We start from the raw sequence: 15,016 nt of genomic DNA, 5'->3' as shown, positions 1-15,016 counted from the left end.
AAGCTATCATTTTTTACTTGTATTCATCTTACATAAGAACAAACGGAAAGTCAAGAAAATAAAACCACATAAATCAAAATAGCAGTTAATAAACAACTAAGTAAAAAGAACTATCATAGAAAACTCATCTACACTCTATTAATACAGGATATTATTAATAGTAAAAAAAGAATCATTATCTTAATTACCTTTTATTTACGAGTCAACTAGAGATGAAAATCCCCTTAAAATCATATGATAAAACCACTCATACAAGCTATGCCTTATAGACTAAAAACCACTTTCCCAGAAGGACTATCCGCTCATTTTCGTCTATTTGTGAATATTTTCACGTGAAACACTGGACAAACTTTTATTGATGGCTTATACTAACGGTGTAATCAAATAAAACAAAAGAATATGGCACAGCAACAAGCCAAATTTTTTTGGATTATCAGGGACGTCAAAAGTCTACTATGGACATTTAGAGTCCCGCACAAATATTAGGAGGTTCTGGAAAATGGCAATTAAAGAAAATGCGGCCCAAGAAGTATTAGAAGTTCAAAAAGTGATTGACAGATTAGCAGACAATGGACAAAAAGCATTGAAAGCATTTGAAAGTTACAACCAAGAACAAGTAGATAATATCGTACACGCAATGGCGCTTGCCGGACTTGACCAACATATGCCCCTTGCAAAATTAGCAGTAGAAGAAACAGGACGTGGATTATATGAAGATAAATGTATTAAAAACATCTTCGCAACAGAATATATTTGGAACAACATTAAAAACAACAAAACAGTCGGAGTTATTAACGAAGATACTCAAACTGGTGTTATCGAAATTGCTGAACCAGTCGGAGTAGTTGCCGGGGTTACACCAGTAACTAACCCAACTTCAACAACACTTTTCAAAGCAATTATCGCGATTAAAACGCGTAACCCAATCATCTTCGCTTTCCATCCAAGTGCGCAACGTTGTTCATCTGAAGCAGCAAAAGTTGTTTATGATGCAGCAGTTGCAGCTGGAGCACCAGAACATTGTATTCAATGGGTAGAAAAACCTTCCCTAGAAGCAACAAAACAATTAATGAACCACGATAAAGTAGCACTTGTACTTGCAACTGGTGGTGCTGGAATGGTTAAATCAGCATACTCTACTGGTAAACCTGCACTAGGTGTTGGACCAGGTAACGTACCAGCTTACATTGACAAAACAGCTAAAATCAAACGTTCTGTTAATGACATCATTCTTTCTAAATCTTTTGACCAAGGTATGATTTGTGCTTCTGAACAAGCAGTTATCGTGGACAAAGAAGTTGCTAAAGAAGTAAAAGCAGAAATGGAAGCAAACAAATGTTACTTCGTTAAAGGCGCTGAATTTAAAAAATTAGAAAGCTATGTAATCAACCCTGAAAAAGGAACACTTAACCCAGATGTAGTTGGTAAATCCCCTGCATGGATTGCAAACCAAGCTGGTTTCAAAGTTCCAGAAGATACAAAAATTCTTGTAGCTGAAATTAAAGGTGTTGGCGACAAATACCCACTATCTCACGAAAAATTAAGCCCAGTTCTTGCATTTATCGAAGCTGCTAACCAAGCAGAAGCATTCGATCGTTGTGAAGAAATGTTAGTATACGGTGGACTTGGACACTCAGCAGTTATTCACTCTACTGATAAAGAAGTTCAAAAAGCATTTGGTATCCGTATGAAAGCTTGCCGTATCATCGTAAATGCACCAAGCGCTCAAGGCGGTATCGGTGACATTTATAACGGCTTCATCCCTTCCCTAACACTAGGTTGTGGATCTTATGGTAAAAACTCTGTATCACAAAATGTAAGTGCGACTAACTTGCTGAACGTTAAACGTATCGCGGATCGGAGAAATAATATGCAATGGTTCAAACTTCCACCAAAAATTTTCTTTGAAAAATATTCTACTCAATACCTTCAAAAAATGGAAGGCGTTGAACGCGTATTTATCGTAACTGACCCAGGTATGGTTCAATTCAAATACGTTGATGTAGTAATCGAACACCTGAAAAAACGTGGTAACGACGTAGCTTATCAAGTATTCGCTGATGTTGAACCAGATCCATCTGACGTAACAGTTTACAAAGGTGCAGAACTAATGAAAGACTTCAAACCAGATACAATTATCGCTCTTGGTGGTGGTTCCGCAATGGATGCTGCCAAAGGTATGTGGTTATTCTATGAACACCCAGAAGCTTCATTCTTCGGCTTGAAACAAAAATTCTTAGATATCCGTAAACGTACTTTCAAATATCCTAAACTTGGTGGAAAAGCGAAATTCGTTGCAATTCCAACAACAAGTGGTACAGGTTCTGAAGTAACTCCATTTGCGGTTATTACAGACAAAGAAAACAACATTAAATACCCTCTTGCTGACTATGAACTAACTCCAGACGTTGCGATTGTCGATGCACAATATGTAACAACTGTTCCAGCACACATTACTGCTGATACTGGTATGGACGTTCTAACTCACGCAATTGAATCTTATGTATCCGTAATGGCAAGCGATTATACACGTGGATTGTCTATCCGTGCAATCGAACTTGTTTTTGAAAACTTACGTGAATCTGTTCTTACTGGTGATCCTGATGCGCGTGAAAAAATGCATAATGCTTCTGCCCTAGCTGGTATGGCGTTTGCGAATGCGTTCCTAGGAATTAACCATAGTTTGGCACACAAAATTGGACCTGAATTCCACATTCCTCACGGTCGTGCGAATGCAATCCTTATGCCACACGTTATTCGTTATAACGCACTTAAACCTAAAAAACATGCGTTATTCCCAAGATATGAAAGCTTCCGTGCTGATGAAGATTATGCTCGTATCTCTCGTATTATCGGCTTCCCTGCTGCAACTACAGAAGAAGGCGTTAAATCACTTGTAGATGAAATCATCAAACTTGGTAAAGATGTTGGTATCGACATGAGTCTTAAAGGACAAAATGTTGCTAAAAAAGACTTGGATGCTGTTGTAGATACACTTGCAGATCGCGCATTCATGGACCAATGTACTACTGCCAACCCTAAACAACCACTTGTAAGCGAACTAAAAGAAATTTACCTTGAAGCTTACAAAGGTGTTTAAAAACTAGCTAACTTGTCCACCATTAATATATAAAGTTAGAAGAAAGCGCAAGTCCATCCCAGGGCTTGCGCTTTCGCTTTAGTACTAAAATTAGTATAATGAAACAAGAATGGAGTTGATTTAATGATACGAGCAACTGTGCCCTACTTCACTTTTAACGGGGAAGCCCAAGAAGCACTAGAATTTTATAAAAAAGTGTTTCAAGCAGAAATTACAAAAACTCGTTTTTTTCACGAGATGGAAGGATTCTCTGGAGATGAAAAATTAGGCGAACGAATCCTTCATGCTAGGCTTACGAAAGACGATAAAGATTTGTTTTACTTCTCAGATACACTAGAAGGCGAAACAGATGCGGGAAATCGTTTATCACTTGCAGTTAATTTTGAAACTGAAGAAAGTTTTGTACATGCTTTCGTACTACTTTCTAAAACAGGGACCGTTGAAATCCCTATTCAAAAAACTTTTTGGGATGCAAAATACGCAAAAGTTATCGATCATTACAGCATAGATTGGCACCTTAACTTAGAAAATGAGTCTACTACTAAAGTATGATTTTTTCCCGTCCTCTAGCCGAATGTAATTAGAACTAAAAAATAGTACAATTTTAGTAGTGAGAGAAAAAAAGGAGTGAGTTCATGACTGAGACAGTTTTAAAATTAGAACATGTCACGAAAAAAATCGGACAAAAAAATATTGTCCACGATATCAGCTTTGACATACATAAAGGAGAAGTATTTGGTTTACTTGGTCCAAATGGTGCCGGTAAAACAACTATTATCCGCTCGATTGTAGGCTTAATTCGCCGCTCAGAAGGTACAGTTTATATTAATGGTAAAAATATTGATACCGACTTTAAAGCAGCAATTTCTGAAGTAGGAGCAATTATTGAAAATCCGGAATTTTATATGTATATGTCTGGATGGGCTAACTTAAAGCAATTTGCACGGATGAGTCAAAAAAATATTACAGACGACCATATTCGTGAAATTGTAGAACTTGTAAAACTTTCAGATGCCATCAATCAAAAAGTAAAAACATATTCCTTAGGTATGCGTCAACGTTTAGGCGTTGCACAAGCCTTACTTCACAACCCCGCCCTACTTATTTTAGATGAGCCAACCAATGGACTTGATCCACAAGGGATGGCAGAATTCAGAGCATTAATTCGTGATTTAGCAACAAACGGTACTTCTGTTTTAATTTCTAGCCATTTACTTAGCGAAATTCAACAAATTACCGATCGTTTTGCTATTATTAATAAAGGTGTCTTAACTCATACGGAAAAAATGAGTGACGTACTTGAAAATCACGTGGCTGTTTATCAACTAAAAGTCACTGATAGCGTAGCAGCAAAAACTGTTCTTGCTACACTTCCAGTAAAACTTGTTGCTGAGAAAGAAAATTCCTTTAAAATCGAAGTGGCTCACGAAGATGTCCATTTAATTGCCCGCGCGATTATTCAAGCAAATATCGATTTATTGGAAATGGTTCCACTTCAAGCCTCCCTTGAAGAACGATTCCTAGAATTAACAAATGGCGGAGGTGTGAAAGCATGATAGCATTAATAAAAAATGAATTTACTAAATTATTTTCTAGAAAATCTAGTTGGATTATGCAAATTGTCTTATTTGCAGCAGTTTTAACTTTGGCACTACTTATGTTTTTCGTTAGTAAGATTGATACAAGCGGTGTTGAAGGTGGCAATGCAAGTAATGCTGGAATTACAGCTTATTACGATGATAAAGGAACTCCGGTTAGTGAGGAGGAATACTGGAATTCAGCAGATAAAGATGGTAACCCAACATATAAAACCGAAACACTATCACTAACAGATTCCGTTGCTTACTTAAAAACTCAAAAACAAGCAGCTCAAACGAAAGATGAAAAAGAATCAGTTCAAAAACAAATTGATTTCTATCAAGCTTATGTAGATGCAGATGAAAAACCTGCTAGCAATTCAGCGGGAATTTCAAGTGCTGACTTCTTTGCATCACTCGGTAGCTCCGGGGCAGTCGCAACGATGCTAGTAGTAATTGTCGCAAGTATTATTGTTGCAACAGAGTTTTCTGGCGGAACAATTAAGTTATTACTCGCACGACCTTATTCTAGAAGTCAAATTCTCTTCTCTAAATATTTTATGTGTATTGTTTATAGCATCATTAGTTCCATCACGCTATTATTAGCTAGTTTTATCTTCTCGTTTATTCTTCCGAAGCAATCGATTTTCATGCCGCTCTCCCCTTCATCAGGCGCAATGACAGCGTGGGATCATGCTTGGATGTTACTCGGAACAAACTTCTTACTGATGATTGTGTATGCAACTATCGCATTCTTCTTCTCATCCGTTGTTCGTTCACAAGCATTAGCAGTTGGTGTTGGTGTTGGCGTACTATTCTCTGGTGGAATTATTCGTCAACTACTACCACTCGCTATCGAAAAATACGACTGGATGAAATGGATTATTTTCAACTTGCTTAGCTTAAATGATACAGTTGGCGGTCAAAAAATCGCTGGCGGTTTAGCAGATTGGCAAATTATTGCTGGCCTAGGCGTATATACAGCGATTATCCTCTTCTTTACATTCTTCATTTTCAAAAAACGAGATGTCGCGTTAAGTTAATCCAAAAAAGAGGTTGTCCGTTATGGACAACCTCTTTTTTTAATGTTTGATAATCTCAATTTTATTTACTGCATTTGTATCAATTCTTGCTGTTCCGCCAATTGGGAAAGTAGCAAGTGGTTGCGTATGGCCAAAATCCGCACCTGAAATAACTGGGATTTTTTGTAAAGCTGTTTTCGTTTCTATAATAAAAGCAAGTTTCTCTTTCGTCATTGCCGTTTTTGTTTGGAAGCGACCAATGACCAAACCTTTTATTTCATCTGCACCTGGTTGATTAAGAAGTGACTCCAAATCACGATCAAACGTTTCTGGAACAGTCATAAAATCATCTTCCAGAAATAAAATAGCACCAGATAAATCAGGCATATATTCGGTTCCTTGTAGTAAATTAAGCGTGCAGAGATTCCCGCCAATAATGGTTCCTTCTGCTTCTCCATCTTGAAGAACAACTAGCCCTTCATTTGGCTTGAAGTCCCTGTTTTCTTGATCCAAGTACCATTCATCATCACTCCACGAGGTACTTGCCGTTAGCGCAAATGGTTCTTTATCTACTAAGCAAGCGCTAAATGAATCAAGTATGTAGTCTAGGCCTTTTTTCATTGAAAAGGTAGAGAAATGTGCGCCGGAATAAGTAACGAGTTCGGTTTGGGTATAAATAGCCGTTCCTAGCGCTGTAATATCAGAGAATCCGCATAAGATCTTAGGGTTCTCAGCAATTAAATCATAATCTAAATATGGTAGTAATTGATTGCTATTAAAACCACCGATAACCGTTAAAATCGCTTTCACATTCGAATCATTGAACGCTTCATGAATGTCAGCTACTCTTGAGCGAATACTAGAGCTTAACATACAATCTATTTCTGAAACATGCTCTCCAAAAGTAACTTTGAAACCCATCTCATTTAGGCGTTTAACAGCGAAATCGACTTGATTTTCTGCCATTATACCAAGAGATCGACTTGGAGCAATGATACGAATTTCATCACCTTGTTTTAATTTTGCGGGAATCATCATTTGATCGCCTCCCTATTTAGTGTATGGAATGGGCATGAACGTAAATGATCGTCTAGGATGCCAATAGCTTGTAAATAAGAATAGATAATCACAGGTCCAACGAACTTAAATCCTCGTTTCTTCAAATCTTTACTTATTTTTTCGGATAGTTCCGTCTTAGCTGGCACTTCTCCCATTCCCTGCCATTCATTAATAATTCGCTCTCCATTTGTAAAACTCCAAATATAATTAGCGAATGAGCCGAATTCTGCTTGGACTTTTTGTGTAGCTAGGGCATTGGTGCGAACTGCTTTGACTTTCAAACGGTTCTTCACAATGGCCGCTTCTGAAACGATCCGCGCTAAATCTTCATCTGTTAACCGAGCACACTTATCAATATCAAAATGAAAAAAAGCTTCTTGATATGCTTTTCTTTTATGTAAAATTAATTTCCATGACAGGCCAGCTTGTGCCCCTTCTAAATTCAACATTTCAAATAAATAAGTATCATCCTTACTCGGGACGCACCACTCGCCATCATGGTATGCTAGTTCAAACGGGTCATTAATCGACCATGGACAACGTAATTCTTCGGACAAATTGAGTTCCTCCTATATAGTTAAAATATAATACACACTAATTAATACGGCTACAAACAAACCAATACAACTCCAAATTATCCGTTTCTCTTTCCACTGACTAACTGCAACTGCGATACTTAATGCTAAAAATAAAAATAATAGCCAGTTCGGAACATCTGGGTGATACTCGCTTTTGAAAATAAGATAACCAACTACTGCTGCAATTATTCCTGTTACAACCAAACTTATCTTTTGATACCTCATTCGCTCAAGCCTCCTATTTACCAATCATAAAACATACGTTCCCTTTTTGCAAGTGAAAATAAAAAAAGAAGCGAACTTATTTGCTCGCTTCTTTTTTTGGTAATTATTTTAATTTGCCACGAAGGACCATTGGTAAAATCCCACCATGACGGTAATAGTCAATTTCTACTTCTGAGTCAAATCGTGCAAGTGCATCAAAGGTGAAGCTAGTGCCGTCTTCGCGAACAGCTGTTACTTTGACAATATCTCTTGGCGCTACACCTTCACTGATTTCCACTTGTAAACTTTCTGAACCAGTAAGGCCTAGTGTATCTGCATCTTCTCCTGGTAGGAATTGAAGTGGTAAAACACCCATCATTACAAGGTTAGAACGATGAATCCGTTCATAACTTTTTGCAATTACAGTTTTAATTCCAAGTAAATTAGTTCCTTTGGCAGCCCAGTCACGTGAAGATCCCATTCCGTAATCATCGCCAGCAAGAATCACTAAGCCAGTGTTGTTTTCGATATATTTTCTAGATGCATCATAAATGGACATCACATCCCCAGTTGGCCAGTATGTTGTGTAACCACCTTCTGTTCCAGGAGCGATTTGGTTTTTGATTCGAATATTGGCGAATGTACCGCGCATCATAACATCATGATGACCACGACGAGAGCCATACGAGTTGAAATCACGAATCGCTACGCCTTCTTCTTGCAGGAATTTTCCGGCTGGTGTATCTTTACCGATTGCGCCAGCTGGTGAAATGTGGTCGGTTGTAACAGAATCACCAAATTTACCAATAATACGAAGACCAGATAAAGCTTCTACTTTGCCAGCTTCTTTTGCTAAATTATCAAAGAATGGCGGGTTGGCAATATACGTCGAATTTTCATCCCATTTGTATAAAGCATCTTCTGTAGTTTCAATCGCATTCCAAGCTTCATTTTCATCAAATACATGGGCATATTGCTCACGGAAAAGTTCTGGCGTTACGGTTTCTTCTACAAGCGCCTTCACTTCTTCTGAACTTGGCCAAATATCGTTTAAGAAGACATCTTCGCCATTATTACCACGTCCGATTGGTTCTGTTAACATATCTACGTTCGTTGTCCCAGCAAGCGCATAAGCAACTACAAGTGGTGGTGAAGCTAAGAAGTTTGCTTTCACAAGTGCATGAATTCGTCCTTCAAAGTTACGGTTACCACTGAGAACTGCGGAAACTAGTAAATCACTTTCTTGAATCGCTTCTTCAATTTCTTCTTTTAATGGACCTGAGTTACCGATACAAGTTGTACAACCATAACCAACTAGGTCAAAGCCAAGTTTTTCTAAATATGGAAGTAAACCAGCTTTTTCCAGGTAGCCTGTAACAACTTTGGAACCTGGCGCTAAGGAAGTTTTGACGAATTTTGGTACTTCTAAGCCTTTTTCAACAGCTTTTTTAGCGACCAAACCGGCGCTTAGCATTACGTATGGGTTAGAGGTATTTGTACAGCTTGTAATTGCTGCAATAGCAACGGAACCAGTCTTCATTGTTGATTGGTCACCATTGCCAAATGTAACAGTTACTTCTTTGTCTAAAGCTGATTTATCAAGACCGAAACCTTGGTTGCCTGCTTTAGCGGTAATGGATTCACGGAATGTTTCTTTCATTTTCGAAAGCGGAATCAAATCTTGTGGACGTTTTGGCCCAGATAGATTTGGCTCAATAGCAGAAAGATCGATTTCCACTGTTTGTGTATAATTTGGTTCTACTTTTTCTGGCGTAAAGAATAAATCGTTTGCTTCTAAATAAGCTTCTACTAATTCGATTTGTTCTTTGTCACGACCAGTTAGTTTTAAATAGTTAAGTGCTTCTTTGTCTACCGGGAAAAATCCGCAAGTTGCGCCGTATTCAGGAGCCATATTGGCAACAGTCGCGCGGTCAGCTAGTGGAAGTGTTGCAACACCTGGACCATAAAATTCAACAAATTTCCCTACTACTTTTTGTTCCCGCAAAACTTGTGTTACTTTCAAGGCAAAATCAGTGGCAGTTGCGCCGTTTGGTAAAGCACCTAATAATTTCACACCGATAACTTCCGGAATTGGGAAATAAGATGGTTGTCCGAGCATTCCGGCTTCAGCTTCAATACCGCCAACTCCCCAACCTAAAACGCCGATACCATTAATCATTGTCGTATGACTATCTGTCCCAACAAGGGAATCTGGAAACGCTACAAATTCGCCGTCCGAAACTTCATTCGCAATGACGACGTTTGCTAAATACTCTAAGTTAACTTGGTGAACGATACCAGTTGCAGGTGGCACAGCACGATAGTTATCAAATGCTTTTTGCGCCCAGTTTAAAAATTGATAACGCTCCATATTGCGTTTGAACTCTAGCTCCATGTTGATTTTTAGCGCTTCTGGATTCGCATAACTATCAACTTGTACCGAGTGATCGACTACTAAATCAACTGGGATTTCTGGATTGATTTTTTCTGGGTCGCCGCCTAGGTCAGCCATCGCTTTCCGTAATGATGCTAAGTCAACAACTGCTGGTACACCCGTGAAATCTTGTAAAATAACGCGAGCTGGTTTAAAAGGAACTTCTCCTTCGTTACCATTTTTTGACCAATGAGCTAGGTCTTCAACGTGTGAATCCTTAATTACTCTACCATCAGCTTGTCTTAATACAGATTCAAGTAGAACTCGTACAGAATAAGGTAATTTCTCGATGTTTGTGATTTTGTCCTCTTCTAAGGTTTTAAGTTTGTAGTAATGATACGTTTTGTCATTAAGTTTAAATGATGCTTTTGCTTTTTCTTTCCAATTAGTCATCCACGTTTCCTCCTTCAATTCTTGAAACGACTGGTCTCTCTCATCTATTGTACTTAAAAATAAGCGATAAGTAAACAAAGAGAATTCGCTATAATTCAATAACTTTTTCTTATAACAAAAAAATGAATGACAACGAAATGCCATTCACCTTTTCTTTATAGACCTAAATTGGTTAATGCTTGTTCTAGGGAGCCAAATGATTGGAGTTTCGAAATATTCGAACCGACTTGAATTGTGCGCTGGGCAAAGCTTGGTTGCATACCAGAAAGTATCGGGATTAATCCAATCAATTTAAATGACTGAATCATATCTTCCATGTGTTTTGTTGCAAAATCATCTTTTAAAACGGCGCTAGAAAAATCTATTACGATGAAGTCTAAATTTAACTTATCCGCAGATTCGATTGCTTTTTCTTTCATAAAATAGCCTCGATCATCATCCAAACTTCCAACTATCGGTAAAACTCCGATGGAATCAGTAATCGGAATAATACGCGTCGATAATTGGATAATTTCTTTGCGCTGAGCCATAACTTGATTTCTATTTTCTTGCATAAATCCTTCAAGAAGCTGCTGTTGAATGGATGCGAGTGTGTCTTTTATTTCTAACATAAACTGAATAATATCAGCATCCGTATAAAAAACATCTTCAGTTTCTTTCCATTTAAGTAAGCTGTTTATAATAAATTTATCAATTTCGCTCATATGTTGATGGATTTTTCTAATGTCCGTTTTGTCATTGAAGCGTCTTTTACCGATGTTTTCAAAATCTCGTTCTTTCACTCCCGTAATGACATCAATAATCATGCCACACGATGCGGTACTTAGTGAGCGAATAGATTGTTCATCCTCACCAGCACTAAGCCTCAACTTATATTCATCCGTTTGAGTATAATAATTATCGTAAAAATTGTTAACTACCTCTGAACGACGACTAATCAAAAATTCTTTAATTTGCATAAACTTCTCCTTTTTCACCGATACTATCTCGCAAAAATTAAGATGTTATCTGCATGTAAATTTTCAATCATTTTATCAACCTGTTCTTCTGTTAAGTCGAAATCTTCTAGAAGTTTTTTAACAGATTTATCGTCTGTTTTTGAGAACCATTTAGCAAAAGGTCCTGCCGCATATAGAGCGCCGTATTTCGGATTATAAGCTTGAGGAATAACAATTGCGCCACTAAGTGATTGCAGTATTCCAGAAATAATGCCAAACGCCTCTTCATTAACTGGACGTTCGATTTCAATGTTTTCTTTTTCCGCTAATGTTTCGAGATTTTTATTATGTTTGGATTTAGCTAAAACAGAAATATCTTCTTTTTCATAACCCTCACTTACTAACTTGTTGATAATTTCCTCTGCTGCGCCTACATTTTGAACTGCGAATACTTCCCACTTTTTCATTATTTGTCATCCCTTCCATTATCCAATTGTAAAATTTGTTTAATTTCTTCTGTGCTTAACTTACCTAGCATTTGTTCCCCTGGTTGGATAAGTTCATCCACGAGCGCTTGTTTTTTCTTTTGTAAGTCAAAAATTCGTTCTTCAATCGTTCCTTTTGTAATCATTCGGAACACTTGAACGACACGTTTTTGACCGATTCTGTGAGCACGTCCTGTCGCTTGTTCTTCTACAGCTGGATTCCACCATAAGTCGTATAATATCACCGTATCTGCACCCACAAGATTTAGCCCGGTTCCTCCTGCTTTTAAAGAGATTAGGAAAATATCATTCTCACCTTCATTAAAAGCATTAACCATATCTAATCTTGTTTTAGCAGGCGTTTTACCATCCATATAGAAAAGGGGTTGACCATCTTCTTCTAATTTCCGGCGAATAATCGCAAGCATACCAGTGAACTGAGAAAAAATCAGTATTCGTTTGCCGTTTTCTCTTGCTGTCTGTATTGTATCAAATAACTGTAGTAATTTACCAGATTCACCTTGATAATTTTCGACAAAAAGACTCGGATCACAGCAAATTTGGCGTAAACGGGTTAATCCCGCGAGTAATTTGATTCGCTCTTCCGAAGCATTGCCATTACTTTCTTCTAAGTCAGCTTGAATTTTCTCTAAATAAGCTAAGTAGATTGTTTTTTGCTCATCGGTTAATTCAGAATAAAGGTTTGTTTCAATTTTATCGGGTAGTTCTTTTACTACGTCTTGTTTTAATCTGCGCAGTAAGAACGGACGAATCATTTTGGCAATGTTTTCGTACGGGATTTCTTTGAATTTGCGTAGCGATGGGAAAAATCCTGGCATTAATGTTTGGAAAATCGCCCATAATTCATCAATACTATTTTCAAGCGGCGTTCCACTTAACGCAAATACATGATTTCGTTTAAGCGCTCGCACCGCTTGGGATGCTTTTGTATGGTAGTTTTTAATGGCTTGCGATTCATCAATAATGACACTTGAAAAAGCTACATCAGCGAAATGAATAATATCTTGACGTAAAGATGGATAAGAAATCAAATAAACATGACCGTGTTTTATCTCTTCCATTTCTGCCATACGAGCTTGTTTTGTTCCATGTAAAACAGTCACAGGGATTTCTGGCGCAAATTTTTCTAATTCACTTTGCCAGTTGTAGAGCAGTGAAGCTGGTGTAACTATTAAGACCGGTTTTAAGTTCGGATTCTCTTCTAATTCTGATGCCAAGAAGCTAATCGTTTGCACAGTTTTACCGAGTCCCATATCATCTGCCAAAATACCACCAAGATTATATTTAGCAAGTGACTTCATCCATTCAAAACCTGTTAACTGATAATCACGCAACTCTGCTTTTAATCCTATTGGTAAACTAAAACTGTCTTCTGATTGAGTAGTTATGTCTGTCAGTAGTTCACGGAAAGAACGGCTGAATTTATGATGTTCATCTTGCGTTCCCGCCCCTAAAATATCGTAAATTTGCATACCTCGATAAAGCGGAACTTGCATATTCGGCTGGACATCTTTTTTACGCACTTCTAACATTTGTAGTACGTCTTCCATTTGTTTATAGTTTTCCGATTCAAGCGATAAGAAACGTCCATTTTTCAGACGATGATAGCTACGTTTTTCTCGCAATGATTCCAGGACATTTTGGACTTCTTCTTCCGGGATGCCTTTGAAATCAAACGAAACAGAAAGATAATCATTATCTGAAGAAACATCTAGCGTTGTCACAGGGCGCACATTGTCTTCTACCATTTCTTCTAAACCATCTTCCATATAAATCTCCGCATACTCGGCAAGTTTTGGAATGGTTCGATAGTAAAATTGATATAAATCCTTTTCTTGTTTATTAACAACCATTTTTGTTCCTGAAAAATGAACAGGAGCGCTTTCGATAATATTCATCACGCGTGCTTCTTTTTCCACATCACGAATCATGATTTTTTCGTTTTCTTCTTCCGTAATTGCAAATGGATCAAATAATTGATTGCCATAATGATATTCAAGGCGTAATGTATGCTCTCCGTATTCCAATGCAATAAATAATTTACAATCAAGTGGTTGCTGTGTAATCCGGTCTTCAATCGAGTCGTCCAGTTTCAATTTACCACTTTTTTGTAAAGCTGGTAAAACATAGGAAATCACTTCACTCAATTGCGACTCTGAAAACTGCACCACTTCATTTTTCGTGACTTTATGAAACTCCATTAACGGTTTTAAAGATTCCCAAACTTCTTTAACAGGGATGAAAAAAGTACCATCAAAGAAAAGTAATTGATAAGCTTCGAAAAAGATTGCTTGCTGTAAGTCTTCCATTTCCAGTTGATATTTGTCATCCGCACTTTTTTTAAGTTCAAAAATAAAGTCTAGGTTATCGCGGCGAACGTTGATGCCGCGGTATTTAATATCTTCTACGCGTTCTTTCATAATAATACAAGTCGTGTCGCGTTCAGTTAAGAGTTCTAATAGTTCACCAGCCATGCTAGGTGGAATAGTTAGATTTTTCTCTTCTGCATAGGATTTTGACCAGTAGAAAGAATCTGTATCATACATCTTGGCAATTTCACTGATTTGAAGTAATTTATCCAAAATTTGTTTGTCTTCTTCCAAAAAGAAATGCTCATTTGGATCATAAGCAAAATTCTTAGTAAAGACAAGCCACTGCCGATCACGAATCGCAGCTAAAAATGTATTCATATTTTTTACTACATACGTTCGCTCTGTCCCTACTTTGACTTCAATTGTCATAATATAACTAGAATCATCGGGTTTTAAGCGAATGATATATTGTGTTTGAAGTGGTATTTTATTAGTAATATCCTCTTCCACTTCAAGTTGTTGCGCCATATTTTGTTGAAAAAGGGAAAGAAGTGTATTTGATTCTTGTGTGAGAATTCGATTTTTAAAATCTTGTTTGGCTGCTTTTTGTTTTTCTTTTTCCATTTTTAAATGTGTCGCGTAGATATGTTTGCAAATAGCATTTAGCTGAAAATCGGCACAGCTACAAGCATAATTTTCACTCCCAGCATCTTCTACGACATTTTGATCAATAAAATAGGTTAAAAAATGGTCTGATGCGTCTTTTTCACGAAACTGAATGATTTCTCCGTCTTCCATCAGTTTTTTTCCAGCCTGTTTCACACTATATGGAATCATTTTATTTTGAATTGCTGTAAAGTGCTCCATTACTTTCTTCCTCCCAAAACCGTCCA

At 37.4% G+C, this 15,016-nt stretch carries 11 protein-coding genes and 1 other annotated feature (1 of these 12 running past the window's edge); of the genes, 4 read left to right on the top strand and 7 right to left on the bottom strand.

Going from position 1 to position 15,016, the window contains the following annotated elements:
* Window positions 1-10: a binding site (T-box leader), on the bottom strand (it extends 234 nt beyond the left edge of the window).
* A 489-nt stretch (window positions 11-499) separates the two neighbouring features.
* From lap to OC533_RS00285, 4 genes are all read left to right on the top strand, one after another.
* Complete coding sequence (gene lap / locus OC533_RS00300; protein WP_003762516.1) at window positions 500-3,100, top strand: adhesion-mediating acetaldehyde/alcohol dehydrogenase LAP; 2,601 nt, start codon at window positions 500-502, stop codon at window positions 3,098-3,100.
* 123 nt (window positions 3,101-3,223) lie between these two features.
* Window positions 3,224-3,652, top strand: coding sequence for a VOC family protein (locus tag OC533_RS00295; protein ID WP_010991640.1), 429 nt, complete (start codon window positions 3,224-3,226; stop codon window positions 3,650-3,652).
* A gap of 83 nt (window positions 3,653-3,735) precedes the next feature.
* Window positions 3,736-4,656 (top strand): ABC transporter ATP-binding protein, encoded by a 921-nt coding sequence (locus OC533_RS00290; protein ID WP_003762518.1) that lies wholly within the window; start codon window positions 3,736-3,738, stop codon window positions 4,654-4,656.
* Entirely contained in the window at window positions 4,653-5,720 is a 1,068-nt protein-coding gene (locus OC533_RS00285) for an ABC transporter permease (protein WP_003772110.1), read from the top strand. The genes OC533_RS00290 and OC533_RS00285 overlap by 4 nt, the downstream gene beginning before the upstream one ends.
* Before the next feature lie 39 nt (window positions 5,721-5,759).
* Here the strand turns inward: OC533_RS00285 and OC533_RS00280 are convergent, their stop codons facing one another.
* The 7 genes from OC533_RS00280 to OC533_RS00250 all read right to left on the bottom strand — a co-directional run bounded on the left by OC533_RS00280 (window position 5,760) and on the right by OC533_RS00250 (window position 14,990).
* The gene (locus OC533_RS00280) at window positions 5,760-6,734 is read right to left on the bottom strand and encodes a S66 peptidase family protein (RefSeq protein ID WP_194323549.1); all 975 of its coding nucleotides are present in this window, start codon (window positions 6,732-6,734) and stop codon (window positions 5,760-5,762) included.
* Entirely contained in the window at window positions 6,734-7,315 is a 582-nt protein-coding gene (locus OC533_RS00275) for a DNA-3-methyladenine glycosylase I (RefSeq protein ID WP_010991642.1), read from the bottom strand. Before OC533_RS00275 ends, OC533_RS00280 begins: the two co-directional genes overlap by 1 nt.
* A 12-nt stretch (window positions 7,316-7,327) precedes the next feature.
* Window positions 7,328-7,561 carry a hypothetical protein gene (locus tag OC533_RS00270; protein WP_003762523.1) on the bottom strand — a complete coding sequence of 78 codons (234 nt, stop codon included), beginning with the start codon at window positions 7,559-7,561 and terminating at the stop codon, window positions 7,328-7,330.
* Between the two features lie 103 nt (window positions 7,562-7,664).
* Window positions 7,665-10,367 (bottom strand): aconitate hydratase AcnA, encoded by a 2,703-nt coding sequence (gene acnA / locus OC533_RS00265; protein ID WP_194323497.1) that lies wholly within the window; start codon window positions 10,365-10,367, stop codon window positions 7,665-7,667.
* 155 nt (window positions 10,368-10,522) lie between these two features.
* Window positions 10,523-11,326 (bottom strand): STAS domain-containing protein, encoded by an 804-nt coding sequence (locus OC533_RS00260; RefSeq protein ID WP_003762527.1) that lies wholly within the window; start codon window positions 11,324-11,326, stop codon window positions 10,523-10,525.
* A gap of 23 nt (window positions 11,327-11,349) precedes the next feature.
* Window positions 11,350-11,772, bottom strand: a complete 423-nt coding sequence (locus OC533_RS00255) for a general stress protein (RefSeq protein ID WP_003762529.1) — start codon at window positions 11,770-11,772, stop codon at window positions 11,350-11,352.
* Window positions 11,772-14,990 (bottom strand): DEAD/DEAH box helicase, encoded by a 3,219-nt coding sequence (locus OC533_RS00250; protein ID WP_194323498.1) that lies wholly within the window; start codon window positions 14,988-14,990, stop codon window positions 11,772-11,774. The genes OC533_RS00255 and OC533_RS00250 overlap by 1 nt, the downstream gene beginning before the upstream one ends.
* Window positions 14,991-15,016 lie beyond the last annotated feature (26 nt).

Source organism: Listeria sp. Marseille-Q6474 (genome assembly GCF_946902005.1).
Taxonomy (GTDB): domain Bacteria; phylum Bacillota; class Bacilli; order Lactobacillales; family Listeriaceae; genus Listeria; species Listeria innocua.
The sequence above is the reverse complement of the archived record's forward strand: the minus strand, read 5'-3'. Positions and strand labels throughout refer to the sequence as shown.